At 62.3% G+C, this 26,619-nt stretch carries 23 protein-coding genes and 2 pseudogenes; 11 read left to right on the forward strand and 14 right to left on the reverse strand.

Annotation, left to right across the window (positions count from 1 at the left end):
• Window positions 1-4 precede the first annotated feature (4 nt).
• Window positions 5-505, reverse strand: a complete 501-nt coding sequence (locus RS897_RS05710) for a hypothetical protein (RefSeq protein WP_315835620.1) — start codon at window positions 503-505, stop codon at window positions 5-7.
• Between the two features lie 136 nt (window positions 506-641).
• Between RS897_RS05710 and RS897_RS05715 the strand changes: the two genes are divergently transcribed.
• A complete protein-coding gene (locus tag RS897_RS05715) occupies window positions 642-1,058 on the forward strand; it encodes a DUF1330 domain-containing protein (protein WP_315835621.1) in 417 nt (138 codons plus the stop codon).
• Between the two features lie 7 nt (window positions 1,059-1,065).
• On the opposite strand, the gene RS897_RS05720 is transcribed toward RS897_RS05715, so the two are convergent.
• From RS897_RS05720 to RS897_RS05730, 3 genes are read right to left on the reverse strand one after another with little or no spacing between them, the layout of a single operon-like run.
• Window positions 1,066-2,046, reverse strand: coding sequence for a hydroxyacid dehydrogenase (locus RS897_RS05720; protein ID WP_315835622.1), 981 nt, complete (start codon window positions 2,044-2,046; stop codon window positions 1,066-1,068).
• 7 nt (window positions 2,047-2,053) lie between these two features.
• Window positions 2,054-3,910 (reverse strand): TRAP transporter large permease, encoded by a 1,857-nt coding sequence (locus RS897_RS05725; protein WP_315835623.1) that lies wholly within the window; start codon window positions 3,908-3,910, stop codon window positions 2,054-2,056.
• 11 nt (window positions 3,911-3,921) lie between these two features.
• Window positions 3,922-4,950, reverse strand: coding sequence for a TRAP transporter substrate-binding protein (locus RS897_RS05730; protein WP_315835624.1), 1,029 nt, complete (start codon window positions 4,948-4,950; stop codon window positions 3,922-3,924).
• 183 nt (window positions 4,951-5,133) lie between these two features.
• Between RS897_RS05730 and RS897_RS05735 the strand changes: the two genes are divergently transcribed.
• Both RS897_RS05735 and RS897_RS05740 read left to right on the forward strand, forming a co-directional pair.
• The gene (locus tag RS897_RS05735) at window positions 5,134-5,847 is read left to right on the forward strand and encodes a FadR/GntR family transcriptional regulator (protein ID WP_315835625.1); all 714 of its coding nucleotides are present in this window, start codon (window positions 5,134-5,136) and stop codon (window positions 5,845-5,847) included.
• 145 nt (window positions 5,848-5,992) lie between these two features.
• Window positions 5,993-7,093 carry an LLM class flavin-dependent oxidoreductase gene (locus RS897_RS05740; protein ID WP_315835626.1) on the forward strand — a complete coding sequence of 367 codons (1,101 nt, stop codon included), beginning with the start codon at window positions 5,993-5,995 and terminating at the stop codon, window positions 7,091-7,093.
• Window positions 7,094-7,171: 78 nt separating this feature from the next.
• Here the strand turns inward: RS897_RS05740 and RS897_RS05745 are convergent, their stop codons facing one another.
• The 5 genes from RS897_RS05745 to RS897_RS05765 all read right to left on the reverse strand — a co-directional run bounded on the left by RS897_RS05745 (window position 7,172) and on the right by RS897_RS05765 (window position 10,536).
• Window positions 7,172-7,402, reverse strand: coding sequence for a hypothetical protein (locus tag RS897_RS05745; RefSeq protein ID WP_315835627.1), 231 nt, complete (start codon window positions 7,400-7,402; stop codon window positions 7,172-7,174).
• Between the two features lie 28 nt (window positions 7,403-7,430).
• On the reverse strand, window positions 7,431-7,595 hold the full coding sequence (locus RS897_RS05750; protein ID WP_315835628.1) for a hypothetical protein: 165 nt from the start codon (window positions 7,593-7,595) through the stop codon (window positions 7,431-7,433).
• Between the two features lie 152 nt (window positions 7,596-7,747).
• The gene (locus RS897_RS05755) at window positions 7,748-8,362 is read right to left on the reverse strand and encodes a PAS domain-containing protein (RefSeq protein ID WP_315835629.1); all 615 of its coding nucleotides are present in this window, start codon (window positions 8,360-8,362) and stop codon (window positions 7,748-7,750) included.
• A 121-nt stretch (window positions 8,363-8,483) separates the two neighbouring features.
• Complete coding sequence (locus tag RS897_RS05760) at window positions 8,484-9,773, reverse strand: cytochrome P450 (RefSeq protein ID WP_315835630.1); 1,290 nt, start codon at window positions 9,771-9,773, stop codon at window positions 8,484-8,486.
• The gene (locus tag RS897_RS05765; RefSeq protein WP_315835631.1) at window positions 9,733-10,536 is read right to left on the reverse strand and encodes an acyl-homoserine-lactone synthase; all 804 of its coding nucleotides are present in this window, start codon (window positions 10,534-10,536) and stop codon (window positions 9,733-9,735) included. The genes RS897_RS05760 and RS897_RS05765 overlap by 41 nt, the downstream gene beginning before the upstream one ends.
• Here RS897_RS05765 and RS897_RS05770 point away from each other — a divergent pair.
• Both RS897_RS05770 and RS897_RS05775 read left to right on the forward strand, forming a co-directional pair.
• Window positions 10,472-11,245, forward strand: coding sequence for a helix-turn-helix transcriptional regulator (locus RS897_RS05770; RefSeq protein ID WP_315835632.1), 774 nt, complete (start codon window positions 10,472-10,474; stop codon window positions 11,243-11,245). The two genes, RS897_RS05765 and RS897_RS05770, sit on opposite strands and share 65 nt — an antisense overlap.
• Before the next feature lie 259 nt (window positions 11,246-11,504).
• Window positions 11,505-12,566, forward strand: a complete 1,062-nt coding sequence (locus tag RS897_RS05775) for a GNAT family N-acetyltransferase (RefSeq protein WP_315835633.1) — start codon at window positions 11,505-11,507, stop codon at window positions 12,564-12,566.
• A 17-nt stretch (window positions 12,567-12,583) separates the two neighbouring features.
• Here the strand turns inward: RS897_RS05775 and RS897_RS05780 are convergent, their stop codons facing one another.
• The 5 genes and pseudogenes from RS897_RS05780 to RS897_RS05795 all read right to left on the reverse strand — a co-directional run bounded on the left by RS897_RS05780 (window position 12,584) and on the right by RS897_RS05795 (window position 14,579).
• Window positions 12,584-12,775 carry a hypothetical protein gene (locus RS897_RS05780; protein ID WP_315838952.1) on the reverse strand — a complete coding sequence of 64 codons (192 nt, stop codon included), beginning with the start codon at window positions 12,773-12,775 and terminating at the stop codon, window positions 12,584-12,586.
• Window positions 12,745-12,894: pseudogene (locus tag RS897_RS05785) on the reverse strand (NAD-dependent epimerase/dehydratase family protein); the annotation flags it as partial. The pseudogene RS897_RS05785 and the gene RS897_RS05780, both read right to left, overlap by 31 nt.
• A gap of 18 nt (window positions 12,895-12,912) precedes the next feature.
• Complete coding sequence (locus RS897_RS05790) at window positions 12,913-13,122, reverse strand: hypothetical protein (RefSeq protein ID WP_315835634.1); 210 nt, start codon at window positions 13,120-13,122, stop codon at window positions 12,913-12,915.
• Between the two features lie 19 nt (window positions 13,123-13,141).
• Window positions 13,142-13,327 (reverse strand): annotated as a pseudogene (locus RS897_RS42240) (hypothetical protein); the annotation flags it as partial.
• 427 nt (window positions 13,328-13,754) lie between these two features.
• Window positions 13,755-14,579 carry an IclR family transcriptional regulator gene (locus RS897_RS05795; RefSeq protein ID WP_315835635.1) on the reverse strand — a complete coding sequence of 275 codons (825 nt, stop codon included), beginning with the start codon at window positions 14,577-14,579 and terminating at the stop codon, window positions 13,755-13,757.
• Window positions 14,580-14,873: 294 nt separating this feature from the next.
• On the opposite strand from RS897_RS05795, the gene RS897_RS05800 reads away from it, so the two are divergent.
• The 6 genes from RS897_RS05800 (at window position 14,874) to RS897_RS05825 (ending at window position 26,520) form a co-directional block, all read left to right on the forward strand.
• Window positions 14,874-16,049 (forward strand): MFS transporter, encoded by a 1,176-nt coding sequence (locus tag RS897_RS05800; protein ID WP_315838535.1) that lies wholly within the window; start codon window positions 14,874-14,876, stop codon window positions 16,047-16,049.
• 57 nt (window positions 16,050-16,106) lie between these two features.
• Complete coding sequence (locus tag RS897_RS05805; protein WP_315835636.1) at window positions 16,107-17,912, forward strand: FAD-dependent oxidoreductase; 1,806 nt, start codon at window positions 16,107-16,109, stop codon at window positions 17,910-17,912.
• A 343-nt stretch (window positions 17,913-18,255) separates the two neighbouring features.
• Window positions 18,256-19,776 carry a TIGR02677 family protein gene (locus tag RS897_RS05810; RefSeq protein WP_315835637.1) on the forward strand — a complete coding sequence of 507 codons (1,521 nt, stop codon included), beginning with the start codon at window positions 18,256-18,258 and terminating at the stop codon, window positions 19,774-19,776.
• Entirely contained in the window at window positions 19,776-21,071 is a 1,296-nt protein-coding gene (locus RS897_RS05815) for a TIGR02678 family protein (RefSeq protein ID WP_315835638.1), read from the forward strand. The genes RS897_RS05810 and RS897_RS05815 overlap by 1 nt, the downstream gene beginning before the upstream one ends.
• A complete protein-coding gene (locus RS897_RS05820; protein WP_315835639.1) occupies window positions 21,068-25,246 on the forward strand; it encodes a TIGR02680 family protein in 4,179 nt (1,392 codons plus the stop codon). Before RS897_RS05815 ends, RS897_RS05820 begins: the two co-directional genes overlap by 4 nt.
• Entirely contained in the window at window positions 25,243-26,520 is a 1,278-nt protein-coding gene (locus RS897_RS05825; RefSeq protein WP_315835640.1) for a TIGR02679 family protein, read from the forward strand. Before RS897_RS05820 ends, RS897_RS05825 begins: the two co-directional genes overlap by 4 nt.
• Window positions 26,521-26,619: the final 99 nt, after the last annotated feature.

Below are 26,619 nucleotides of genomic sequence, written 5' to 3' on the forward strand. Positions count from 1 at the left end.
GCAACTACTCGAACTTCATGTCGACGCAGCGCTGCACATCGGGCTGGTTGCCGCCGATGGCGATGGAGAAACAGGCCTTCGCGGCAAGCTTGGTATTCTCGCTGACCCAGATCACGAAACCGCCGGGACCGAAGAACGAATTGGTGTTGGGACCCTCGGTCTCCGCCGCGTCGAAGGAATAGCTGGAGTCGCCGGGGAACAGACGCTCCCGCTTCTGGCAGGCGCCACCTTCGGTCTGGATCTGGATGAAGTCCTTGTTGTCCTTGGTCACGGTGACCGAGGCCGCACACCTGTAATATTCGGTGGTCTTGGAATTGAAGATGTAGGCATAGGAGCGGCAGGTCGACGTCTGCAGCTTGCCGGCCATCAATCCGCGGCCGCAGGAGATGCGCTGGTTGCTGCTGAGCTTGATGTCATCAGCGGCCGCGGCCACAGAAATTGACAACGACATCGACGCCGCGGCCATCATAGCAGCGAGAGACAACGTTCTGAACAAAACGGACATCCACCGGCTCCGGAAATTCCTGAAATTACATCTAATCGGCGGCACGATAGCGGGACTGCGCACGGAGGGATAGCGGGAAATTCCCGCCGGGACTACGGTCGTCCAAGCGACAAGACCGCAATGGGAGATGGACACGATGGCCGGCCATATCGACCCGTCAAAAGAGCGTTATCAACTGTTCAGGGACCTGCCGCGCAGCGGAGCAATCCACATGCTCAATCTGGTGCGCTTCCGCAGTGAGGCGGCTTATCCGGATGGCCGCAAGGCGACCGGCGCGGAAGCCTATGCGGCTTACGGCCGCGACAGCGGACCGGTGTTCAACAGGCTTGGCGGCAAGATCATCTGGCGCGGCAGCTTCCAGTTCATGCTGATCGGCCCCGCCGAGGAACGTTGGGACGAGGTCTTCATCGCGGAATATCCGAGCGCCGATGCCTTCATCGAGATGCTGCGCGACCCTGTGTATCGCGAGGCGGTCAAGCATCGCCAGGCTGCTGTCGATGATTCCAGGCTGATCCGGCTATCGCCAGCGGAAACGGGCGCGCACTTCGGGTAACCGTTCCTCAGCCCCGGCGCCGCGTCCATGCTTGCGCATTGACGGCGCCTTCGGGCACCTCGCCGCGCGAGAGCGCCTGCACCTGCCGCACGGTATCAAAGGCCTGCGATTCCACCGCCTCAGGAGTCAACCCGCCGATGTGCGGCGTGGCGATGACATTGGGCAGAGCAGCGAGATCGGGCGATGGCATCTGATCGGCGGCGCGGCCGACATCCATCGCAGCACCCGCGATTCGTCCCGCACGCAGCGCATCAGCGAGCGCGGCCTCATCCACCAGATTGCCGCGCGACAGATTGATGAAACAGGCGTCAGCGCGCATGCGTGCAAGCGCCGCCGCATCGATCAGGTTCTCGGTCTCAGCCGTCGCCACCGCGAGACAGACGACATAGTCGGACCGCGCCAGCAGATCGTCCAGCGCCACCTGCTCGACACCTTCGTCGTCGATCGACACATAAGGGTCCGTCACCAGGACATTCATGCCGAGGCTCGATACCATGGGCGCGAGGATACGGGAGATGGCGCCATAACCGATGATCCCGACGGTTGCCCCTGCAAGCTCGCGGCCCATCCGAATCTCGGGCTTGCGCCCGGCATGATAATCGCCAGTGGCACGAGAGATCCCGCGCGCAAGGTCGATCATGAAGCCGAGCCCGAGTTCAGCCACCGCTGTCATGAAGCCGGGTTTCGCCCGCGTCACCAGCACGCCTGCGGCACTGGCCGCGGCGACGTCGATATTGCGAATATCGACCGCGACACGACAAAACGCCTTCAGCTCGGGCAGTGCCTGGAACACTTCGGCGGGAGCAGCGGTGAGCCGGTCTGCGACGATGACATCGATGCCGGCGGCCGCGGCCACCAGTTGCGCCGGTGCAAGGGACTCACTGGCTTCGTGCAGGCGAACATCAGCCATCTCGCGCAAGGCGGCCAACGCCCGCGCGCCATAATATTGCCCGCGCGCCTGCGGGATATGGGTCAGAAGAATCTTCATGGCGTCCTTAATACCCGAGCGCGTGCGGCAGCCACAGGCTGATGGCCGGCACAAAGGCGATCAACAGCAAGCAGAGGAACAGGAGGCCGAGATAACCGAGGATCGGCTTGACGGTCTGCTCGATCGGCACGTTGCCAATCAGGCAGGCGCCATAGAGCCCTAATCCGAGCGGCGGCGCAAACAGCCCGATGCCCATGGCGATCACCAGCACAACACCGAAATGCAGCGGCGCGATGCCGAGCTGCCCCGCCACCGGAACCAGCAGCGGCCCGAAGATGATCAGCGCCGCCGCGCCCTCCAGCACCGACCCCATCACGATCAGGATCGCGATGGAGAGCAGGATGAACATCCAGGTGCCGCTCGAATGCGACAGCTCGATCATCATGTCGGCGACCGCATGGGGCACCTGCTGCAGCGTCAGCACAAAAGCCAGCGCCTGCGCCGCCGCGACAATGAACAACACCAGTCCCGAGCGATTGGCCGCATGGATGAAGCAGCGCACCGCATTCGCCCACGACAGCTCGCGGAACACGGCGGCGCCGACCACGATGGCATAGAGCACGGCAAAAGCGGAAATTTCCGTCGCTGTCGCAAACCCGCTCTTGAAGCCGATAAAGATCATCGCGATCAGCCCGAGCGAGACGATCGCGCCCAGCCACATGCGATTGAGCGAGCCCGCGGGAATGATCTCCGCGGTTACCGCAGCCTTGGTGCCGAACAGGATCGACACACCAATCAACGCCGCCGCCATCAGGCCGGCCGGCAGGAGACCCGCCATGAACAGGCCGCCGATCGACAGATTGGCGACAAAGCCGAGGATGATCAGATTGATGCACGGCGGGATGGTTTCGGCCATCACCGCGGACGCCGCCAGCAGCGCCACGGCATTGCCGGGATTCTGCCGCGACTTGCGCGCGGCCGGAATCAGCACCGAGCCCACGGCGGCGACATCGGCCATCTTCGACCCCGAGATGCCGGAGAACAGCACCATCGACATCACCATCACCACGTTGAGTCCGCCACGCATGCGCCCGACCAGCCGTTGCAGCAACTCGATCAGGCGGACTGACATCCCGTTGGCTTCCATCAGGTAGCCGACCAGGATGAAAAACGGGATCGCCAGCAGCACGAAATTGTCGATGCCCCGCGCCATCTGCTGCGCGAAGATCACTCCCGGCAGCGTGCCCTCGGCCCAGATGTAGATCAGCGCCGCAAGCGCCAGCGCAAACCCGATCGGCAGGCCGCCGACCAGTGTCAGCGCAAAGCCGGCCAGCATCAGGGTGCGTGACGCAGGCACCGTCTCGGGCGAAGCCGCATCCCAGAGCAGGTAAAGTGCGACGACGGCCAACACCAGCGCGAGCCCGGCCGCAATGTCGCGCGTCGGACGGCGCAAAAACAGATCGGCCGCGAACACCGCCATGAACAGGCCGCCGGCCCCCATCGGATAGAACGTCCATTCCAGCGGCAATCCCGAGCCGGTGGTCTGTCCGGTGGTGAGCCAGCCGAGCTTCAAAGCGTTGAGCGCGGCATAGGCCGCGACGATGAACACCAGCAGCGCCTCCGCCGCGTCGACCACGCGGCGGACGGCACCAGGCGCCATGTCGATGAAGAAAGCGACGCCGGGATTTTCGGCGCGTGCGAGTGCACTCGCCGCGCCGAAAAAGCTCGATCCGACCATGAGGCCACGCGCGACGTCGTCGGCCCATTCCACCGGTGCGTTGAACAGCGAGCGCAGCAGCACCGAGCCGATCACAACGGCAAGATCGGCGGCCAAGAGCACCGCCGCCACCGCGTCGGCTAACGTGAGCAGGACCTTCGTCGCCGGACGCGCGACGGGCCCGGTGAGCGCGATATCGCCGGCCATTAGAGACGATCCTAGGCTTGGGTGGCGCGGATGGCGTCGACAATCGGCTTGGCCTCCGGCCGCGCCTTCACGAAATTGTCGGTTTGCGGCAACACGCGTTTGCGGAAGGCCTCGCGGTCGCAATCGATGATGGTGACGCCTTTCTGGGTCAGAACGTCGAGTGCTTCCTTCTCGACCGCCAGCCCGTGCACGCGGGTATCGGCCGCCGCCTTTTGCGCGGCATCGACAAATCCCTCGCGCAACTTCGCGTCCATGCGTCCGAACGTGGTTTCGCTGAAGTACACCGCCAGCGGCGAGAAGTTATGTTTGGTCAGTGCATAGAATTTCGCGGTTTCAAAGAACTTGCTCGACACAACCGTCGGCGGATCATGCTCCAGCCCGTCGAGCACACCGGCCTGCAGGGCGGTATAGATCTCCCCGAACGCCAGCGGCGTCGCCGCGGCCCCCATCAGGCGCAGGCACTCGGTGATGACGGGATTGGGCAAAGTCCTGATCTTGAGACCAGCGAGATCCTCCGGTGTCTTGACCGGCTTTTTCGCCAGTACGCTGCGCGAGCCGAAATTATAGGCCCAGGCGATGACACGGATGTTGGCGCCCTTGAGCAGCGCAGCTTCGATCGATTTGGTGGCGCCGGCATCGAATGCCTTGGTCTGCTGTTCGAAGCTCGAGAACAGATAGCCGAGGTCGAAGGTGCCGACCAGCGGCACCAGATTCGCCGAAATCGAGGAGCCGGACAGCATCATGTCGATGACGCCGAGCTTCACCGAATTGATGACGTCGATTTCCTGCCCCAGCTGGTTGTCGGGGAAAAACGCCAATTCGATCTGCCCGTCGAGACCAGTAGCTTTCAGCTGTTTGACCAGGTTGTCGAAGTAGACGCGGCCGTTGGCATATTTCGGGTCGTTGGCGAGCGACGACGACACCTTCATCTTCATGGTGGCGGCTGTGGCGCGACCAATGATCGCAGGCGAAACGACGAGACCGGTGGCCAGCACGGCCGAGCTTTTCAGCACCGTGCGGCGGGACAGGAATACGGGCATGGCTTTCCTCCGAAGGCAGGTCTGGCGCCTGCTTTTGAAAAGATGGGTGGTGATCCGCCCCATCTAGCCTTAATGTAAGACCAGATTCGGAGAATGAGCAAGCGCCCCGACGGCACTCACTGAGATTCTGGCCAGCCAGAAGCGTTTTGCGGGACTGCTGGACATTCTCGACCACAGGACACCATGCTGAAGACATCCGCGCATTTGGTGCGCAACATCCACAGCCAGATCGCGGAGCAGATCGGCGCCACCATCGTCCGCGGCGAAATCGGCCCCGGCGAGCAACTGCCGTCCGAAATGAAAATCTGCCAGATGTTCGATGTCTCGCGACCGGTGGTGCGCGAGGCGATGCGCATTCTCACCGGCAAAGGCCTGATCGAGTCCCGCGCCAAAAGCGGCACGCGGGTGCGGCCTCCGGAGCTCTGGAGCCATCTCGACCCCGACGTGCTGCGCTGGCGGCTCGCGACCACAAGTCTCGACAGTTATCTGCAGAAGCTGTTCGAGCTGCGCAATGCGGTCGAGCCGGCGGCGTCGGCCCTCGCCGCAACCGCCGCGACCCCCGACGATCGCAGCGCGATCGCCGAGGCGATGGACGGAATGGCGGCGGCGACCACCAACGACGAATTCGTGAACGCCGATATCGCGTTCCACAAGGCGATTTACATCGCCACCCGCAACGAGCTGTTCTGGCCGATCGCCCAGATGCTGGAGATCCTGTTGCGCCGTGGCTTTACCATCGCGGCGATCGGCGACCATCGCGCCCGCGCGCTTGCCGAGCATCGCGCGGTGATGCAGGCGATCTGCGCCGGCGACAGCGCCGCCGCTCACAAGGCAGCCACCGTCCTGCTCGGCAACACCGTCGACGATCTTCAGCGGATTCGGACATACGGGGAGTGAGGCGAGAGCATCCGGCAATCAGGCGGAGCTCGGTTCCATTACCGTAGGCAACAATCAGCGATCCATGTATGCGCGACGACAAATCGTTTGCTAGTCTCGTCTCCAACGCGCAGCAAGACGCGTTGCAATGACGAGAGGAAACGACATGGACATTGGTTACTTCGCCATGCCTTCGCATCCACCCGAGTGCGGTTTGAAGGAAGGCCACGACTGGGATCTTCAAGTCCTTCGCTGGCTCGACGAGCTCGGCTTCAAGGAAGCCTGGATCGGTGAGCATCATACCGCACCATGGGAACCGCATCCGGCGCCCGACCTCCTGCTTGCCCAGGCTTTCCTGCAAACCAAGAACATCCGGCTCGGCCCAGGCGGCTTTCTGTTGCCCTATCACCACCCAGCCGAACTCGCGAACCGCGTGGCGATGCTCGACCATCTGTCCGGCGGCCGCCTGAATTTCGGCGTCGCCGCCAGCGGCCTTCCCAGCGACTGGGCGATGTTCAATGTCGACGGCATGTCCGGACAGAACCGGGACATGACCCGCGAGGCGCTGGAGATCATCCTGCGGCTGTGGTCCGAAGATGCGCCGTTCACCCACACCGGCAAGTACTGGACGGTGACCAAGCCGGATACGATGTTCGACTTCCTGAAGCCGCATCTCAAGCCGGTACAGGCGCCGCATCCGCCCATCGGCGTCGCCGGTCTCAGCAAGAACTCCGACACCCTGAAGCTTGCGGGCGAACGCGGCTTCATTCCGATGAGCCTGAACCTCAACCCGGCCTATGTCTCAAGTCACTGGGACTCTGTCGAGGCGGGTGCTGCGAAAACCGGACGCAAGCCGAACCGGCAGGACTGGCGGCTGGTGCGCGAAGTCTGCGTCGCCGAAACCGACGAAGAAGCCTGGAAACTTTCGGTCGGTGACATGATGGGCCGGATGATGGGCGAGTATTTCCTGCCGCTGCTCGGGCATTTCGGCTTCAAGGACTATCTCAAGCATGCACCGGATGTGCCCGACAGCGACGTGACGGTGAAGTACTGCGCAGAGCGCAACTGGATCGTCGGTTCACCTACGACCGTCGCCGACAAGATCGAGAAAATCTATCAGGAGGTCGGCGGTTTCGGCACGCTGCTGGTGTTCGGGTTCGACTACAAGCACGAGCCCGAGGCCTGGCACAACTCGCTGCGGCTGCTGAGTCAGGAAGTGATGCCGCGGCTGGCCCATCTCAAGCCGGATGTCGTACGGGCGGCCTAGACACTGTCACGAGACGGCGCGGATCATCCCGCGCCGCTTCCTTCGGTATACGACGATGACCGGCTTTTGCTCAAAACGCTATCTGCTCGTCGACTCTCGCGTCGGTTCGCCCGGCGCGCGCTGCAGCGGCGGATGCGGACGGGCCAGCCCTGTCGTTCCCGGCGGCTGATCGGTCGCAGCAGTTTTGACGTCGACCCGATTCAATGTCGTGACAAACGCCAGCGCCACGATGGCTGCCACCAGAATGGCGAAGGCCATCACGGTCAGATGAGCGTTGCCCAATCTCGGCGGTTCGTTATCGCCGGCCATGCCATGCTCCGTCAGTCACCGGTTGGTGTCACCAGCGCACGTACTGATCGACCCCGGCCGTCTGTATCGGCTCGATCGCGAAGCCGCGATTGATCAGGATCAGCGACATCCCGACGAAGGCGGCAAGGACGATCACAGCGACCAGATCGAGATAGCGGGGGTCGCGACCAAAGTTTTTGTTCTCATCGCGCATGACGATGCACTCCTCTTTGCGGAAGTTGCACGTCAACGCGCGGCCATTTCCCCGGTTCCCCCGCTTGAAAGATTAGGATGGTCAGGCAAGCGAATGGGAGCGCCGCAGCATGACTTGCTGCGCCGCGATGCAGGCCGGGACGGACGATCCGGCTATTCGATTCGCCAGCGCGGCCTGCCCGGAAGGCCTTCGGGTTCATTCGGGGCCAGCGTACTGGCGCTGTGCTCGGATGTCCCCTCGCCACTTTCCAGTTCGATGACGGTACCAGGAAAGCGGATGGCTCGCTTTTCGCCATCCTGCACGACGCGCCCCACGGCGAGAATGTGCTTCAGGTCCCCGTTCGGCAACGCCAGACGGTACGTCGCTCGATACGCGCCGCCGGTCCGCCTGGCCCGATCGATCAACATCGTCACTCGGGCGACGTCCTCGGGCAGAATGCGGGGCAGGAAGGCCTCGATGGACGCGCCGAGTTCGGCGTCAAGCGTCGACACGCCGAACAGCTCAGCCACCTCGGCGTCGGCATAAATGCGATCGGCGACCAGATCCCAATCCCAGGAGCCCACAATCGTGAACTTTTCGGAATTGAAGCTCTTTCGATTGGTCACCGGATCGGCCCGGGCCTCATCGAATTCAGGACGCGAATCGATCAATTCCAGCAGGGCCATCGACAACAATTGCCTCAAGAACCCAAGATTCAGCCGGGAAGCGATCATCATCGCCGATTGAATATGCACACCAAGTTTAAGAACACGATCTCTATCGGACATGCTGCCTCCGAAAAAATACATCAGGCATTTTCACTTTCTCTAATCGAATACGAGCAATACGAACGGTTCGGGCAATGAGAGCACTTCAAGCAATACGAGCGTTTTCAAATGAATAAACAAATCAAGCCGCAGTTTTCTCTTTGGCTATTCCCTGTCTTACCTCGATCCGGATCGCCATGGGAGGTGGAATAAGCGTCACCGAGGCCTTGGGCCATGGGGCCGGGTTGGGAGCGACGCCAACGAAACGATAGGCTGCGGCCATTTCGAGCGCCAGCAGCTGGAGCTCCAGCATCGCGACCCCCATCCCGGCGCAGGCCCGCGGGCCGGCACCGAACGGGATATAGGCGTCGCCGAAGTATCGTCGGTTGACGTCGAACTCGTCGGGACGTTCCCAGAAGCGAGGGTCGCGCTGCATCTGCCATGGACAAATCAGCAACGAAGTTCCTCTGGCAAGATCCCGACCGCCGATTTGCGTCGGCGCCAGCACCTCGCGCGAAAACCACCAAGCCCCGGGATAGAGCCGGCAAACCTCGCGAACCAGATTGAGGCTGATATCCGCCCGCTTGACCTCTTCGATCCGCAGTTCGCCATTGGGATCGCTGCACCGGCGAGCCTCTTCCGCGATCGCCTCCGCCAAGTCGGGGCGAGCCGCCATGTGGTACAAGACCCAGGCCGCCGTCGTCCCCGTCGTATGATGGCCCGCAAGCAGCAAGGTCAGAATTTCGTCCCGCAGATCCTGGTCGGACAGGCCAAGCTCTTCGAGATCGCGCAGCGCGCTGGTTTTCATGGCGCACTCGCGTAAACGTTGTACCACCGTCGACATTGCAAGCTTGGCGAACGTCCGTCGCCGGCGGCGGCGCAGCCATCCGACCGGCCCGATCGGCAGCGCACGAAACATATCGTCCGCCAAGTCGTCTTCGATCAACCCAACGGCCCTGACCAGCGCCTGCTCATCACCGCCCGAGATCACTTGCGTGCCGAAAACGGCGATGCAAATGGTGCGCAATGCCAGCGCCGCGGTATATTTCTGCGGATCGAACGTACCTGCGGTTGCGATCCGGGCCCCCACCGCTCGAATTTCCGCGCACATCTGCGGCAGGTATCGCTCCACATTGCCGCGCGCCATGTGCTTGTGCAGAACAGCCCGCCGCCGCTTGTGCTCGTCGCCATGCAGCATCAGCGAGCTGCGGCCGAACACAGGCGTCAGTTTCTTGATCAGGCGGCCTTTGCCGATGAGATGCTCCGGCGCCTTGAGGATCGGCCTGATCAGATCCGGATCAGTCACCAGCATGACCGGGCTCGGCCCAAGATGCAGCCGTTCCAGTCCCAGCGGGGCGGCATTGCCTTTCTGAAGCAGAAATCCGAGCGGATCACGCCGAAATGAGCGCACGTCCGAAAACATATGCAGCATCTTCAACCTCCAGTTTATCAGACATGATCTTCAACGCATGGTAGCGGCGATCGCCATCCTGCTGGTTGATCGGGATCTCGCCTGCGACGGCCATAATGTCGCAACCGTCGCGATCGGCTCCGATGACTTGCGGCACACCGAAGCGGTGCGATCGAATGCCGAGGCTGGCCAAAAATCGCTCGTACGGAGGCTCCGCCGTCGCCACCAGAGCCGTTGCCAGGCGCAATTGCGCGAAGCGAAACATCAGCGCGTAATTCATCCGGGCGGCTTCCAGCCGCCTGGCCATCGGCAGCACGCCGAAGCGACTGATCTCCCAGACGTCCGGCCGGCGTGGATAGGGCTTGATTGTTGCCAGCTGCGGAAAGATCGTGGCCGACAGATACGGCCGATCGGTTCGAATGGCGCGGAAACCGCCGATCAGCTTGTCATCGCGAAAGAGCAGGCAATGCTCGGTCAGGCCGGTATCGAATTCGTCCCGCTCCAGCCCGCCGCGGCTGGCAAGCTCCCAGCCGCACTCCTCGACAAACAGCTTCCGGCGCAGCCGCAGCAGGCTTGCGACCAATTGAGGGTTTCTCGATTCCCTCACGATCGTTGCATGATACCGTTCGAGGGGGACGTGCATTCCTTCGCTCCCTTGGATGGCGCAGTTTGGGTGCAGAAGGCTTTGCCGCGGTACCCCGGGTTTCGGGGGGTTGACGATGGAGATCGAGGAATCAATTGCCGCAATAGAAAGTTGCCAGACGATCGGCGAGCTGCGGGACACGCTCCACCGCATTATTCAAGACTACGGATTTTCCGCGTTCACGTTCATCGATGCCGGCCAGCCTGAGCTGGATGTTCCCTACTACACGGGCACTCATGCGGCGGCGTGGGAGCAGACGTATCTGCAGTACGGATTCGTTCATATCGATCCGGCCCTCGCCCAGGTTCGCCGGAGCAACACGCCATTCCACTGGAGCTCACTCAAGCTGCCGCCGATCCTGGGACGACGAAAGCCGCCGGAAGTCCAGATGATGGATGCGGCGCGCGAGTTCGGATTCAAGGAAGGTTATGTGGTGCCGTTCCACTACCGCGACCGGATCGGAGCCACCCATTCCAGCTCCACCGTATTCTTCTGGGAAGATGAGCCGCGCTGGTTTCAACAGCTGTTTTCTCGCCACGGCTACGAGCTGCATCTCATCATGATCTACTGGATTCAAAGAGCGATCGACGTGGTTCGGCAAGACCAACGCAACGCGACACCCTTCTTTCGTGCCGCCGACATCGCGCATCCCGTTCACCTGACGCCGCGCGAGCGTGAAATCATGAGCTGGGCAGCACGTGGCAAAACCGTGCAGGACACCGCCGACATTCTGCACATATCGTCAGAAACGGTAGAATGGCACTTCAAGGGCGTGCTGAAAAAACTTGATGCGACGAACAAGACCCACGCCGTCGCGAAGTGCATCGCCTGGGGATTGATCGACCTCTGACGTACTTTTAAATGAGCGAGATACCGTCGCGCGTAAGTAAATTACGAAGGACGAATGCAACGCATGTGACGATTGCGCTCACTCTCGCGTGAATCCATGCCGCGTGATGAACCCGTTAACTCTCCGCCCTTTACCCTATGCAGCGAATTCACATCGACGCTCTGGCAACTGCGAACATCGTGTCGCAGAATCTCGCGCGCGACACAGACGTGCCCTGACAATCAATCCCCCACTTGCTGCAAGAATGGAGTCTCGCGGGATGTCGGTAAAACAGCGATCGTTCGATATGCTCGCCGCGCCACGCAGCGTCGATACCGTGCGCTCACCTGCCATTGCGATCGCAGATGAATCTTCCGTCGACAACCGGAAACAGCGCGGCGCCGGCAACGACGTCACCATCCGTGTCGAGCAGAGCACCGATATGGACCTGACGGTGTCGCTGCTCGAGCGCGCTTTCCCGCAAGGCTATCCTCACGACAGCCAATATCTGCGGTGGCTGTATGATCGCTCCGGACATCACGCGGCCGTCGTGGTGGCCGCCCTGAAGGAGAGCAGCAAGATCGGCCAGATGGTTCTTGTTCCCTACGAGATGGATGTCGATGGACACAGCAGGCTGTTCGGCCTGGTGGTGGATTTTTTCATTCTACCGGAACACCGCAGCGGCCCACTGACGATCCGATTGTGTCGCAAGGTCATAGAGTTCGGCGCGGCCGCCGGCTTCGATGCGATCTACGGTGTGCCGAACACGATTTCGATGAGTGTCACGCCGCGCCTGATGAAGACCCGGACGATCCGCAAGCTCAGCGTCCGCGCCGGACTTGCGCCACCGGTTCGGCGGCACGCAATCAACCTGAGCGCGCCGGTCGATACGCTACGCGATGAGGAGGTGCTGCCGCTGCTCGATCGTTTCGTCTCCCACCCCGCCGGGGGACGGATATGGAACGGCCCCTCGCTGCTGCGCCGGCTGCGGAGCCCAATTACGCGCTTCGCGCTTCACGTCAGCGACGACGCGATCGCGATCTCGTGCAGCCACAAGATCAAGGGGCTGGACTTCACCATGCTATGCGGCTTCCTGCCGGCCGGCGGCCAACCGATTTCGTCCGCGACGACCCGGGCCCTGATCGCTGCCGCCTGCCACAGCCACCGCAACCCGAAGTTCTGCTATATCGGCTTCAACGAGGCGCTGATACGGCCGCCGGGGTTTTCAATTCCCGAGCGATGGCATCCTTCGCCGGTGACCCTCATCACCCGCGCCTTCACACCGGGCGGGGACGCATTCCACCCGCGGCGCTTCGAACTGATCGACTTCGATCTGGTTTAACGTTCAGGGCACGCCGCTCATGGCGCCCATGGCAAATGCAGCGTCCACGTCCAGAACCCCAGGTAGTCCGCGCGCGTGGCGTTGTTGTGCGGCAGCCAGCCCCTGACGTAACCGTTGAACTGCACCAGGTTGAACGAGATCAGCAGCGCGACCACGGGGCCCGCCACTCGCCGCCAGCGCGACATCCGGTGAAATAATTGTCGACGCACAGCACCTCTGCACCATGGCCAAGCAGGCGCTCGCACAAATGCGATCCGATGAACCCGGCCCCGCCAGTCGCCAAGATACGTTTGCCTCTGTAAAAATCGTCAAGACGCCCCGATTGCATGATCACCGCGCCCCTCGATCAGTTTCCAGGACTGATCCGATAGCGGACCAGATACCACAGCGCCTTAAGACCATCCTTCCAGTTGATCTTCTTGCCCTCGTGATAGGTGCGCCCGTAATAATGCATGCCCATCTCGTAGATCCGCCATTTCTGCGCCAGCGCGGTCTGCGTGCTGATCTGCACCTCGAAGCCGAAATCGTTCGCGGTGATATGGAGCGACTCCAGCACCTCGCGGGGTCGCGGTCCGCATGGCGGTCTGGATCGCGCCGCCCTTGCCCTTGTTTTTCGCATGGAAGATGACGCGGACAGTGCATTCAGCGGACACCGTGCGCCCAGGTGATGCTGCCAGCGCGACACCGTCACCCTCGACCGTCGGGTCGAAATGCTGCGACAGCCAGTCGCGGGTGCCGTCTCGCGAACCGTCATCGACCAGGACAACCTCCTAGGTGACACCCGGCAGCGCCGCCTGCACGATCCGGAGGATGTCAGCGATGGTACCGATCTCGTTGTAGACGGGCATCAGGATGGAGATGTCGGGCAATGCGGAGGAATCCATTCCAAATCCAACTCAGAATCTGCGCTTCAAAATCCACACGTCGAAATCTACACTTGGCGAAGCGGTCCTTCACCCATCAACCGCGCCTGGGCGATGCTACTTTGGAATACGGATCAGTTTTAGTCTCCACCGAATCCTGTCGCTGCAATTCGGACGAACGAAAACCGCCTACCCAGATCGCGACCCAGCAAGGCAGCGAACCGGAGGGGATCAAAGTCCATCGCAGCAAACGTCGCTCCAGGCGAAAGTACGCAGAGGCACGTTACCGGGCTGTTCAATGCCAGGTCAGCCTCGGAGAACAGCTTCAGCCGGCGAACTGTGCGCTGAGACGGACAGCCGCCCCACAAGTTGATTGTCGGATGACTTCGAGTTTTGCAGGCGGCATTCGGTGTGCAGGCCCAAAGCTGACCATGATGCCTACGAGATCCCCTCCCCTGCCCGTTACAGCAGCGGCGACGGCATTTGCGTCCTCGACCCACTCCCCCTGCACAAGGGCGTGTCCGTCGCGACGGACCATCTCGATACGCGCCATCTGTTCCGTGACGTAGGATGGCGGATAGCCCAGCTCCTGCGAGATTGTCTCCAACGCGCGCCGCACCTCGTCCTTTGGCCGGAATGCATAGACGACCAATTGGAGCGCGCTGATTCCCCGCCCGGACAAAAGCACGTGGTCGACAGGGTGCGTGTCGCCAACGGAATAAAAAACACGAACGGTATGTGGGGTTTCCACCTGATCTATCATCACAATATTCTTGCCCTCGACGATTGCGAAGGATGCACTCTCGCCAGTCTCGACGACAAGTTCGCTCAGAACGGGATGGACCAGTGCGAGAAGAGTGTTCTGCTGGCGCTGCATGCGGGAGAGACGCCACAACTTGGAAGTCAGCACGTAGCGGTCGCCTCCGGCGTCTCGGGCAACGAAGCCGCTCGCGATCAGTGTTTGCAGCAGTCGATGTACGTTACTCCGTGTGAGCGACAATTCGTTCGCAAGATCCGAGACCCCACGTGATCGCTCACTCCGGCTGATGGCCTCAAGGAGAAGCAACCCTTTCGTCAGGGTTTTGTCGACACCTGGCACGGCTCCGCTTCGCGCGTCATTCCCAGTTCCGGCCTGGCGATCAAGCTTCATCGAACAGTCACCAACGTCCTCACAACGAACCTGATTGTGCCCGGACTTCTACGTTCCTCATCAGCGCGCGGGCAATCAGCTGCAACGTATCGCAAATCCGCAGGGGAATAGCGCCCCGGACGCGAGGGCACGCGCTGACCCGCCTCGATCCATTGACCACGCATCTTATTGTTCATATAATGGAATCTAATTCTGAAATACAGAACAAAATGCCAAGAACGGGCGGAAATAGATTTAATGTTACCACTAGGAAAAAGTGCATGGTGGAGCGTCGTTGGGGCCAACTTGGGCTTGATGGTATCGAACGGTCCGATCGTTCAATTCAGCTTCGGATCCTTGATCAAGCCGCTCGCCGACGAGTTCGAAACCGATCGGGCGACCCTCTCCAGTGCGGTCCTGATCGCCTTCACAGCCACCGCTATTTTCACGCCGTTCGCGGGCCGCCTTGTTGATCGCTTCGGCGTCCGCCCGGTCGTGCTGCCCGCCATCGTCCTGTTCGCACTGGCGATCGCGGCACTGTCCCTTTCGCCATCGTCGGCGTACGGCTTTCTCTTTTTCTATGGCGTCTTGGGTATTTTCGCTGCGGGGCAGACGCCCCTACCCTACGCGAAATCCGTCGCGGGCTGCTTCGACGCGAAAAGAGGCTTGGCGCTCGGCATATCGATGGCAGGCGTGGGTCTCGGAGCGGCCATCATCCCGCAGGTAACCCAAGCGCTCATTACAAGTGTGGGCTGGCGCAACACCTACCTCGCGCTTGCTGTGATCGTGTTCGCGGTGGGCTTTCCAGCGGCATTGCTTTTGTTGAAAGAGCCCGCAAGAGCCGGCACGGGACCGTTGCAATTGGAAGGCCTCGGCGCCCAGGAGGCTGCCCATTCGCGTCAGTTCTGGTCTCTTGTCATTATCTTTCTGACGATGGTCATGGCTTGTGCGGGTGTGATCGCGCATATCGTGCCGATACTGACGGATGCGGGCGTTAATCCCCAACTGGCGACGAGCGCCGTCGGTTCGGCGGGGCTGGCTCTGATCATAGGCCGCCTGATCGTGGGTTACCTGCTGGACAAGATCTTTGCGCCCTACGTTACGCTTTTCTTCCTGTTAGTTATTCTATTCGGCATCGGCCTGCTCCAAATCTCCACGTCTCCGATGACGGCTGTGATGTCGGCAATGTGTATCGGCTTGGGACTGGGCGCCGAGATCGATCTGCTGGCGTACCTGATCTCGCGATACTTCGGGATGCGATCGTTCGGAACGATCTACGGCTATATGTTCGCCGCTTTCAACATCGGCTGTGGGCTGGGGCCATTCTTGATGGGTCTGTCGCAGAGCCAAACCGGATCATATGGCACGGCGATTCTCACTTTCGCCGTTGGGCTGATGGTGGCCGTCGCCCTTGTCTTCGGCCTTGGCCCATATCGGTATGCGAGCGCTTCGAAGGTCGAGCTTGCGTCACCCGTGCCAGCTTCGGTCTGACCTGCTTCGCCCGCGAAGCGAATCAAAAAACACCAAGAAAGAAGAGGATGCGCCTGTATGAGCACAATTGAGATATCCAAGGCCAACCAAGATCGAGTTGTTGCTGCCTGGCTCGCCGATTTTGAGGCGATGCTCAATCGCGGCGACCTGTCCGATCTCGCGACGCTCTTCCATCCCGACGGCTATTGGCGCGACCTCCTTGCGATGTCGTGGCAGTTGAGAACATTCCACGGAACTTTCCAGATCGAGCGCGGCCTTCGCGGGGTCGAAGGAAAGCAACGCCCTCGCAGCTTTCGTTTTCGAGGTGAAGCGACGCAGGGTCAACTCGGCGAGTTCGGCGCCACGGTCGAAGGCTTCTTTACTTTTGAGACCGACCTTGCTTATGGGCGCGGATACTTGCGGCTCGCCCAGTCGGACAGCACGGAGGAATCCGGATACTTAGCCGTTACCCTCCTGACAGCCATGGCTGAGCTCAAGGGCTTTCCCGAACGCCGCGGCCGTCACCGTGACCGAACGTTTGCGAGAGCCGTGGAAGGCAATTCGGACAACTGGCTAGACCGCCGTCAGGCGGATATTGCATATCGTGACAGGGATCCGGAGGTCATAATCGTTGGTGCTGGCCAGGCGGGGCTCGCGTTGGCGGCACGGTTGCGGCATCTGGACGTCGACGCGCTGGTGGTGGACCGCGATGAACGGATCGGCGACGTCTGGCGAAAGCGATATCACTCGCTCACGTTACACAACGAGATCTGTACCAACCATTTTCCTTATATGCCGTTTCCGGACAGTTGGCCTGTCTTTATCCCGAAGGACAAGCTCGCCAACTGGATGGAATTTTATGCAGACGCCATGGAAATCAACGTCTGGGCGCGAACAGAATTCCTCGGTGCCAATTACGCCGACGGGCGTTGGACCACTCGGTTGCGAACGCCCGAGGGCGGCATCCGCGTAATGCGACCGAGTCACGTTGTGCTGGCAGTCGGCGTCAGCGGACTCCCGAACATTCCTGGAATTGAGGGGCTCGACGAATTCGAAGGTACTGTCATTCATTCGAGCGGGCAGACCAACGACATCGACACACTGGGCAAGTCGGCACTTATCGTCGGGGCTGGCACGAGTGGTCACGACATCGCCCAAGACCTCCATCTGCGTGGCGCACATGTCACGATGCTGCAGAGGTCTTCGACAACTGTGGTCAGCGTCGAGCCAAGTTCCACAAGGGCGTACGAATTGTATCAGCGCAACGAGGGAGTGCGGCCGATCGAAGATATCGACCTGATGAGCGCTTCGATACCCTACGATCTCGTGCGTCGCCTGCACGGACCCCTCAGCCGACGAATGGCAGAGGACGACCATGATCTACTCGACCGCCTGCGTAAAGTTGGCTTTGAGCTCGACAACGGCGAGGACGATACCGGGTTCTTCCTGAAGTTGCTGCGGCGCCTCGGCGGCTATTACCTCAACGTGGGCGCGTCCGACCTCATTGCAGACGGCAAGATAAAACTGAAGTCGGGCGTCACGCTTGAACGCCTTGAAGGAAAGCGGGCCGTTTTCTCGGACGGATCGATTCTCGACCTGGATTTGCTCGTGCTGGCCACGGGCTATAAACCCCTGCAGGAGGCCGTGCGAGCGCTGTTGGGCGATGAGATCGCTGACCGCGTCGGACCGATCTGGGGTATCGGAGCGGATGGTGAACTCTGCAACATGTTTTGCGCTACGCGACAGGATGGCTTTTACGTGATGGGCGGAACGCTCACTTTGTGCCGGTCCTTCTCGCGCTATACAGCGCTGATCATCAAGGCCAGACTCGAAGGTCTTGTGGACTGCTCCCGTGCCCGCAGGTCAGCCGGAATGCGCTGCTGAAAATAGCTTGATCGCGATCCCTCGCGCTTCATCGGACGCACTGCCCGGAATAGCATTGTAACTCACCCTTGTTACACAGGCGGGCAAGCACAACGCTTTGATAGGGCTTAACTTCTTGAAGGAAAAGAGGTCTTGAAGTTTATGGTGCGCCATTCAGTATAAAATTGCGAACTCATATATAATTGAAATTATTATATAATTTTCCACCCAGTGTGTTGAAGATCGACAGAGTGAAGCCTTTCATCGCGGATTAGACCCTGGATCGAGTGCAACCCAGTAGCAATTCTACTAGCGTATTGCGCGAACCCTCCGCTAGGGTGGAGGACCTTCGGTATGAGGCCCCATGCGAAGCGTGAGCGAGTCGGCCGACCTTTTTAGGCACGTAAGCGCCGATAAATCGGAATTCTATCGCCGCATCATGGACGTCTTTGCGGCGGCCAAACGGCAATACCGCTTGCAACTCAGACCCGACGAGGTTTTGGCCGAGGCAGAGTGGAGCGGCGCGCCCCCTCGAATAGAGGAAGTCAACGTGGCCCTCACTCAGCTTACCGTCTGGGGAAACCTAGAATCGCATCCCGATACGGCGCGAGTTTCAAGTCTCAGCGACTTTTACCGCGCCCGCTTCCTCTACCGTCTCTCCCAGGGTGGAGAGGCCGTCGAGGCTGCGCTGACGCTCTTCGTACAAACGCTGCAGCGGCGCGCCGAGCTGCAAACTGTCGCACTCGAGGACATCGCAAATCGCTTGCGAGCCCTGCAGACGCTTGCGGGCGAGCGGGAACCCGATGTCGCGAAAGTTCACGAAACGCTGCGCGACCTCGTGCGCGTATTCGAGGGGCTGGCGGAGAACGCGCAGGCCTTCATGGCGGGCGTCGCCCGCAGCATCGAGCTGCAGCAGGCCGAGTCCAGCGCCGTATCGACTTACAAGCGGCAGCTGATAGATTATCTCGAACGTTTCATCGGCGACTTGGTGCGCCGCTCCGATACAATCGCGGGCCACATCCTCGCCCTCGATCCACGTATCGACGTCTTGCTGCAGCAGGTCGCAGCGCGCGAGGCGCGCGACGCCGCCCCAGGAAACGAAACCGATCGCGTCGAAGCACAAACGTCCCATTGGAACGCTTGGCGCGAACGTTGGAAAGGCCTCCATGGATGGTTTTTCCGCAGCGGCCACGAACCCTCTCAGGCCGAACTGTTGCGAGCGAGAGCAAGATCTGCGATCCCGCAACTCCTCGGTGCGATCGCCGCGCTCAACGAGCGCCGCAGCGGGCGCAGCGATCGATCGGCGGATTTCCGGATACTGGCCAACTGGTTCGTCGCCTGTCAAAACGACGGCGAGGCTCACCGCTTGGCACGCGCAGCCTTCGCGCTCAATCCTGCCCGACATTTCGCGCTGAACATGGACGCCGACGCCGATCTGCCGGCAAGCACCCGCTGGGCCGATGCTCCACCACTGAAGATCCATCCTCGGCTGCGCGAATACGGCGAGGCGACGCCGCGCGGGCCGATGGCCAGGATCCGGGATCGCGCCGAAGCCCGCGCACGGCTGGCGCGGGAGTTGGCCGAGGAGTTTCTGCAGGTAGAGGCCGCGCGCCGGCGTCTCGCGACCGGCCATTCCATCCGACTTTCGGATCTGGGAGAGCTCGACGGACATGCCTTCGGTCTCTTTCTCGGACTACTCGGCGAAGCTCTGACGGAACAGACACATCCGGAAGCCGCTGTGTCCCGGCAGACGGGCGATGGCCTGCTCCACATCGACCTCACGCCTCTGGCGGCCGAAACCCGGGCAGAGATATCGACGCCGCACGGCATCTTTTCGGGTCGCGATCACCTCATCACAATTACGCCGACGCAGGACTTGCGCTGATGTCCAGCGCCGAGGATACGCGAGGAAGCAGCAACATCGGCCAGGAGCAGCGCAAACATCAACGCGAGGAGTTCAGGACGGCGGTCCGCGCGCTCCTGATGACCCCGCTGATGACGCCGGCCCACGACGAATTCCCCTCGGTACGCCGGCAGGCCGACGTACTGCGTGCCTGGTTCTCCCGCGAAGCCGGGTGGCCTCTGCATATCGAACAGGAGGGGGCTCGTCTGTATAAGAGACCCGCCGAACTGTCCGCGACCACGCGCGGGCTACCCGACTACGACAGGCGCCGCTACGTCCTACTATGCCTCGCATGCGCCGCGCTCGAGCGTTCAGAATCGCAGATCACGTTGCGTCTGCTGGGCGAGAGGCTGCTGCAACTCGCTGCCGAGCCCGTTCTGACATCGCTTGGCTTCGCCTTCACGCTTGGCACGCAACATGAGCGTCGCGAACTTGTGGCGGTCTGCCGGACGCTGCTGGAGATCGGAGTGCTCCAACGCGTCGTCGGCGACGAAGAGGCGTTCGTGCAGACGCGAGGCGAGCAGGCCGACGCGCTCTACGACGTGCAGCGCCGGACGCTCGCCGGCCTGCTCGCCGCCGTGCGCGGTCCATCGACGTGGCGACCGGAGGATGCCCCCGAGACCCTCGAGGAACGCCTGAGCGCGCTGGTCGACGAGCACGTCGCGGATAGCGACGAGGGACGTCGCACCGCGCTTCGCCACCAACTCGCGCGCCGCCTCCTCGACGATCCCGTGATCTACGTCGAGACGCTCGATGCCGAGGCTAGGGCATATTTCGTCAATCAACGCGGAGCCATGTCCGCACGTCTTTGCGAAGCCTCGGCTCTGACCGCGGAGCATCGGGCCGAAGGCCTGGCGCTTGTGGACGAGACTTGCTTGCTTACCGACGTCGCCATGCCGGCTGAAGGCACCGATGCCCATGCCACTCTGCTCGTCGCGGAATATCTCGCGGGTGCGCTCAAGCGACCCGATGCCCTCGACGCGGGCGCAAATCCGCATCGGATCGAGTTCTCCGAGCACGAAATCATCGCTTTTCTCCGCGATGCCAAGATCAGATACGGTCGATATTGGCGGAAATCCGCCCGCGAAGCCGGGGCGGAGCGCGAACTCGCCGACATCGCCATCGAACGGTTGGAAAAGCTTCAACTCGTTGTACGCGGCAGCGAGGGAATCCGACCGTTGCCAGCGATAGCCCGTTTCGGCCTCGGCGAGGCCGAAATCCGAGATCCTCCCGATGCACGGCGGGCGTCGATCGCCGAAGGGATCGGCCCGGCGTGAACGAACGGCCCACCTCCTTTGCCGCGACCTCCGAACGACCGGCGCTGCCGATTCCGGTCCGGGATCGCTGGCAGCCCCTGCGCCTCGGGCTGGTAGAGATGTTCCAGTACGACAGCGAAGAATTCTGGTTTCGCGACGGCCACCTGCTGCTACGCGGCAACAACGGTACCGGCAAATCGAAGGTGCTGTCGCTGACGCTTCCCTTTCTGTTCGATGGACAGCTAAAGCCCTCTCGCATCGAGCCCGACGGCGACAACGGCAAGAAGATGTCGTGGAATCTGCTGATGAATAGTTACGACCGCAGGGTCGGCTATTCCTGGATCGAGTTCGGCCGTCTCGGCAACGACGGCACGCCACACTATCTCACGCTCGGCGCCGGCCTCTCCGCCGTCGCCTCGCGTCCGAACGTGGAAAGCTGGTTCTTCGTCCTGGACGACGCGGACAAACTGACCCGCATCAATCAGGATCTATGGTTGATGAGCGAGCAGCGAGTGGTCCTCACCAAGGAGCGTCTGCGCGAGGCTCTCGAAGGCCGAGGTCAAGTGTTCGACACCGCGGCGAACTACCGTCGCGCCGTCGACGAGCGGCTTTTTCATCTGGGCGCCAGGCGCTACGACGCGCTGATGGATACGCTGATCCAATTGCGTCAGCCGCAATTGTCGAAGAAGCCCGACGAGACGGCGTTGTCGAATGCATTGACGGAAGCATTGCCGCCGTTGGCTCCGGAGCTGCTGGCCGACGTCGCCGAGGCGCTAGGCCAACTGGAAGAGGATCGCCAGCAGCTCGAGGAATACCAGTCGCTCGCCAAGGCCGTCGATCGCTTCGACCAAAGATACCGGGTCTACGCGGGCACGCAGACGCGAAGGCAGGCACGCACGCTGCGTCAGGCCCAGACGGAGTTCGACAATGCGAGTCGTTCGCGCGGCGAGGCAGAAGCGAGACTGGAGACCGCTTCGGCCGCCGAGGCCGAGGCGCGCAAAGCTTGCGATACGGCCGAAGTCGAATTCAAACGCGAGCGATCCCGCCTCGAAACCCTTCGCTCGGGAGCGGGGATGGAGGACGCGAACCGCCTGGAATCGGCGGAAAAGGACGCGGAAGGGCGTCAGAGGGCTCTGTCCAGCGCCGAAGGCGCGATGGAATCCGCGAGCCGGCGATTGAGGTCCAGCGTTGGGGAGACCAACTCCGCGGCGGAGCGAGTTCGGCAGATCGAACGACGCGTCGCCGATCTGCGCCGGGAATGCGAAGCCTTCGCCGACACGGCCGGAGTCCTCAATGCGCATGCCGACAATCCGATCGCCAAGCTCGACGCCGAACGGCTTGCGGCGTTGACGCCTCAGACCTTCGAAAAGGCCGGCTCCGAGCTTCGGGCCCTCGTTGAGGGCCGGCGCGAGGAGATTGCGTCGTTGCGGAGGCGGGATGCCGAAGTGGTGGCGGCGGAGTTGCTGAATACGCAACGCCGAAACTTCCGAGACGAATGTCAGGACGCCGCCGATGCCGCCGCGGAGAGACGCGAATCGGCCGATGCAGGCGTGGAGCGCGAGGGCCAAAACCTGATCGAGGCATGGGAGAGTTGCTTCGCAGGCTTGAAGCAACATCGCGTCACGTCGGACGACCGCTTCGCGACTCTCGCCTCCCTATCCGAGTGGGTCGTCACGCCGACCGGCGACAATCCCGCGCGTCGACTTCTGCAGGACGCGCAGCAGCAGACCAGCGAGCGCCTGGCGGCGACCCGCATCGCGCTCGAAGGTCGGCGGCAAGGCCTGTTGACGGAACGCAAAAATCTCGAGGAAGAACGCAGCCGCCTGGAAGGCGGGATCGATCCCGAGCCGTCCCCGCCGCATACCCGCGATCCCGAAGCCCGCACGGGGCGCGAAGGGGCCCCTCTCTGGAGGTTGGTGGACTTTCACGCCTCGGTGACGCTTCCTCAACGTGCCGGATTGGAAGCCGCGCTGGAGGGCGCCGGGCTCCTCGATGCTTGGCTTTCGCCCGACGGTCGCCTCCAATCGTCCGATCGAGGCACACCCTTTCGAGACGCGCAGATGCTCGAACGACGGCCTCAATCGCCCTCGCTCGCCGACTGGCTGCGCGCGGACGTGCCGGCCGACAGCGGCGTACCTAACGCGATCGTGGAAAGCATCCTGCGCGGAATCTCCTGCGCGGACGACGAGCCCGCGGAGGCCGAATCCTGGATCGCTCCCGATGGCCGCTTTCGGCTCGGGGCCCTGGGTGGTGCGTGGGAGAAGACGGAAGCGGTCCACATCGGCTACTCCGCACGTGCCGCCGCCCGCGCTCGAAGGTCGGCGGAAATCTCGGAACGGCTGGCGGAGATCGCCGACGAGACGATCGGACTGCAGGCGGAGTTCGACGGACTGGCTTGGGATCAGAACGAAGCGGCCGACGAATGGCGCCGTGCGCCGACCGACGATGCGCTGCGCAACGCCCATCTCGCCGCCGCGACCGCCGCTCGCGAGGCGGCAACGGCTCGCCAGCGGTTGACCGAAGCCGCGATGCAATTCCATGCGAGTGAAGAAGAACTCGCTTCGGTGGGGCGACGGCGCGCCACCGACGCCGCCGACCTTCGGCTTCCGGCGTCACCTTCCGCATTGGCGGCCGTCGAAGCGGCTCTGGGACGCTACCAGGAAAACCAACTGCGGCTCACGCAAGCCGTCTTGGAAGTACGCCTCACGTTGCCCGATCTGGAACGGCAACGCGTCCGCGAAAGCGAGGCGCGAGAGACCGCTGCAGCTCATGAAAGCCAGCTCGCGACCGCAAGAATCGAGGCCGAAGAGGCCGCCGTCCGATTCGACGTGCTGCGCAAAGCCATCGGTGCGAAGGTCGAGGAATTGCGGCGCCAGTTGAACGAAGCGCGCGCGGCCTCCGATGCCGCTGAGGTCGCTCTGGACGGTGCGGAGGAAGCCCTGAAAAACGCAGGGGAGACGCGCGCGGTCGCTCACGAAAAGGTCACGACCGCGACCGGCGTCTTCGAACAGCGGAGCGAAGCGCGCAGCGAGGCGATATCGAGGTTTCAACAGTTCACCGCGACCGGTCTTCTGGCCGCCGCGATTCCGCAGGTCGTGTTGCCGGACATGGGTGGTCCCTGGACGATCGATCCGGCCCTGGGGCTCGCCCGACGCGCCGAGCAGGCGCTGTCAACGCTCGACGACAAGGACGAGGCGTGGGCGCGCGTCCAAAAGCAGATCAGCGAAGAACTGACGGAGTTGCAGACCGCGCTCAGCGCGCTCGGGCACCGGGCCCAAGCCGAGCAGAACGATTGGGGATTGATCGCGCACGTTATCTACCAGAACAGGCCGGAGCGTCCCGACATGCTCGCGGCGCGTCTCGCCGAGGAGATCGCCCAGCGGAGCGAACTCCTGACCGCGAGCGAGCGGACGGTGCTGGAAAATCACCTGCAGGCGGAGATCGCCTCTGAAGTGCAACGCCTGCTGCAGGCCGCGGAAATCCGGCGGGACGCGATAAACAAGGAACTGCACAGCCGTCCGACATCGACCGGAGTGCGCTACCGCCTGATATGGCCGACGCTGACGGAAGAAGAAGGCGCTCCCGTCGGACTGGAAGCCGCACGCAAACGTCTGCTGAACGTCAACGCGGATCTGTGGTCGGCCGAGGACCGGAAGGTCGTCGGAGCCATGCTGCAACAGCGCATCACGGCCGAGCGAGAGCGCGCAGATTCGGGAGCAAGCAGGGATTCGGCTGGACCACTGATAGACCAACTCTCCCGTGCCCTGGACTACAGGCGCTGGCACCGCTTCAGGGTCGAGCGTTGGCAGGACGGACACTGGCGCAAGCTCTCCGGCCCCGCCTCGAGCGGCGAGCGGGCACTCGGACTGACCGTGCCGTTGTTCGCCGCGATAGCGAGCTTCTACAGCCAGGGAAGTTTTCCGCTGGCGCCGCGTCTGATGCTGCTCGACGAGGCGTTCGCCGGAATCGACGACGCCGCGAGGGCGCACTGCATGGGATTGATCCGTGAGTTCGATCTCGATTTCGTCATCACAAGCGAACGCGAATGGGCCTGCTACGCCGAGCTTCCCGGCGTCGCGATCTGCCAGCTACAGCGGCGCGAAGGAATCGACGCGGTCTTCGTCTCCCGTTGGAGCTGGGACGGCAGAGCCAAGGCACGCGAGAGCGATCCCGACCGCAGGTTCGCGCCTTCATGAGGCCGCCGATCGAGCCACGGCTGCAGCGCCTGCTCGGAGGAGCCGAATACTCGAACCTCCGCAAGCGGCTTCGCGACCGGTTCGCCCGGGCACCGGTCGGCGAGGAGGTCGAAAGCTTCCGGATCGGCAAGCTGACCTCCGACGAGCACGCCCTGTTGGCGTCGCTGCTGGGCCGCCATGTCCGCCATTCCTCCTCGCTGCAGGTCGAAGTCGGCCGGGTCGATGCGACCTTCCGCGATTCCGGCATCGCCATGTCTCTGCGCGATGCGCTCGAAATCATCGACGGGCCGATCGCGAACCTGGCAGAAACGCGGCGCGCATCGAGAGAGATGTGGTCGTATGTTCTCGACGGATGCACCCACCAAGCGCTCGTCGAGCTGCTGCGGACCCCCAAGGGGTTAGGTCTGCTCAAGCGGCTTTCAGGGTCGCGGCCGGATGCGGCGATCGAGCTGTGTCGCAGGGTCGAAGCGACGCTGCGGCGACTGCCCGCCGATGCCGTCACGCGCTCGCAATTGGCGGCCGAAGCCCTGGGAGACGCACATGCCCTCGACAGCGGCAGGCCGGCCGCGACCTTGATCCTGACGATCTGGCGGCGACCGATCGCGCGGACCGGTGGCGACGAAGGCTTCGACGAGCCGGAAGGGGAGACCGAAATCGAGCCCGCCGAACGGGCCGAGCGCGACCGCGACGTCTGGGCCAAGGCCGGGGTCCTGGTCAACGAATTGGCGCGGCCCGCCTTGTTCCTGAATCTGCCCGTCGAGGGCATAGAGAGGTACGGACAATTTCCGGGAGAGCCCGTCTACGCCTCGTTGCGGTCGCTCTTGCGCACGCCTCCGGCATGGAGGGTGGCGGGTCGAAAGGTCTACGTCTGCGAGAACCCCAACCTTGTGGCCATCGCTGCCGATCGCTGGGGCGCCGGCTGCGAGCCGTTGGTCTGTACCGACGGAATGCCCGCCGCGGCACAGAGGTGCCTGCTCTCGCAACTGACCGAAGCGGGTGCGAGGCTTCACTATCATGGCGATTTCGATTGGGCGGGTGTCCGCATCGGCAATCACATGATGCGCGAGCATGGGGCCAGTTCCTGGCGGTTCGATGCCATCGACTACGTTTCGGCCGTTAAAGGAGCATCAAAACTCGGACAGAAGCTCACCGGAAGGGCCTTACGTGCATCTTGGGACGAAAGCTTGACGACGGCGATGCAACTGCACGGCCTCTCCATCGCTGAGGAGGCTGTCGCTGCTCCCCTCTTGAAGGATCTCAAATCGGCAAAATAACGGTTCGTGGTTCTATCTTGGATGGTAGCAAAATGGTGCCCAGGGACGGAATCATACGCAACCACCGACACGACGAACCGCTGTTTGTCCTTACTATGG

Origin of the sequence: Bradyrhizobium prioriisuperbiae (assembly GCF_032397745.1) — a bacterium.
GTDB lineage: Bacteria > Pseudomonadota > Alphaproteobacteria > Rhizobiales > Xanthobacteraceae > Bradyrhizobium_A > Bradyrhizobium_A prioriisuperbiae.

Bases quoted from the DNA above. Each gene is read 5' to 3' on its own strand.
- RS897_RS05810 (WP_315835637.1), top strand. From the start codon at position 18,256: ATGCGAAGCGTGAGCGAGTCGGCCGACCTTTTTAGGCACGTAAGCGCC.
- RS897_RS05715 (WP_315835621.1), top strand. From the start codon at position 642: ATGGCCGGCCATATCGACCCGTCAAAAGAGCGTTATCAACTGTTCAGG.
- RS897_RS05735 (WP_315835625.1), top strand. From the start codon at position 5,134: ATGCTGAAGACATCCGCGCATTTGGTGCGCAACATCCACAGCCAGATC.
- RS897_RS05800 (WP_315838535.1), top strand. From the start codon at position 14,874: ATGGTATCGAACGGTCCGATCGTTCAATTCAGCTTCGGATCCTTGATC.
- RS897_RS05825 (WP_315835640.1), top strand. From the start codon at position 25,243: ATGAGGCCGCCGATCGAGCCACGGCTGCAGCGCCTGCTCGGAGGAGCC.
- RS897_RS05815 (WP_315835638.1), top strand. From the start codon at position 19,776: ATGTCCAGCGCCGAGGATACGCGAGGAAGCAGCAACATCGGCCAGGAG.
- RS897_RS05725 (WP_315835623.1), bottom strand. From the start codon at position 3,910: ATGGCCGGCGATATCGCGCTCACCGGGCCCGTCGCGCGTCCGGCGACG.
- RS897_RS05730 (WP_315835624.1), bottom strand. From the start codon at position 4,950: ATGCCCGTATTCCTGTCCCGCCGCACGGTGCTGAAAAGCTCGGCCGTG.
- RS897_RS05795 (WP_315835635.1), bottom strand. From the start codon at position 14,579: ATGAAGCTTGATCGCCAGGCCGGAACTGGGAATGACGCGCGAAGCGGA.
- RS897_RS05750 (WP_315835628.1), bottom strand. From the start codon at position 7,595: ATGCGCGATGAGAACAAAAACTTTGGTCGCGACCCCCGCTATCTCGAT.
- RS897_RS05720 (WP_315835622.1), bottom strand. From the start codon at position 2,046: ATGAAGATTCTTCTGACCCATATCCCGCAGGCGCGCGGGCAATATTAT.
- RS897_RS05740 (WP_315835626.1), top strand. From the start codon at position 5,993: ATGGACATTGGTTACTTCGCCATGCCTTCGCATCCACCCGAGTGCGGT.
- RS897_RS05710 (WP_315835620.1), bottom strand. From the start codon at position 505: ATGTCCGTTTTGTTCAGAACGTTGTCTCTCGCTGCTATGATGGCCGCG.
- RS897_RS05770 (WP_315835632.1), top strand. From the start codon at position 10,472: ATGGAGATCGAGGAATCAATTGCCGCAATAGAAAGTTGCCAGACGATC.
- RS897_RS05805 (WP_315835636.1), top strand. From the start codon at position 16,107: ATGAGCACAATTGAGATATCCAAGGCCAACCAAGATCGAGTTGTTGCT.
- RS897_RS05760 (WP_315835630.1), bottom strand. From the start codon at position 9,773: ATGCTGCATATGTTTTCGGACGTGCGCTCATTTCGGCGTGATCCGCTC.
- RS897_RS05755 (WP_315835629.1), bottom strand. From the start codon at position 8,362: ATGTCCGATAGAGATCGTGTTCTTAAACTTGGTGTGCATATTCAATCG.
- RS897_RS05775 (WP_315835633.1), top strand. From the start codon at position 11,505: ATGTCGGTAAAACAGCGATCGTTCGATATGCTCGCCGCGCCACGCAGC.
- RS897_RS05745 (WP_315835627.1), bottom strand. From the start codon at position 7,402: ATGGCCGGCGATAACGAACCGCCGAGATTGGGCAACGCTCATCTGACC.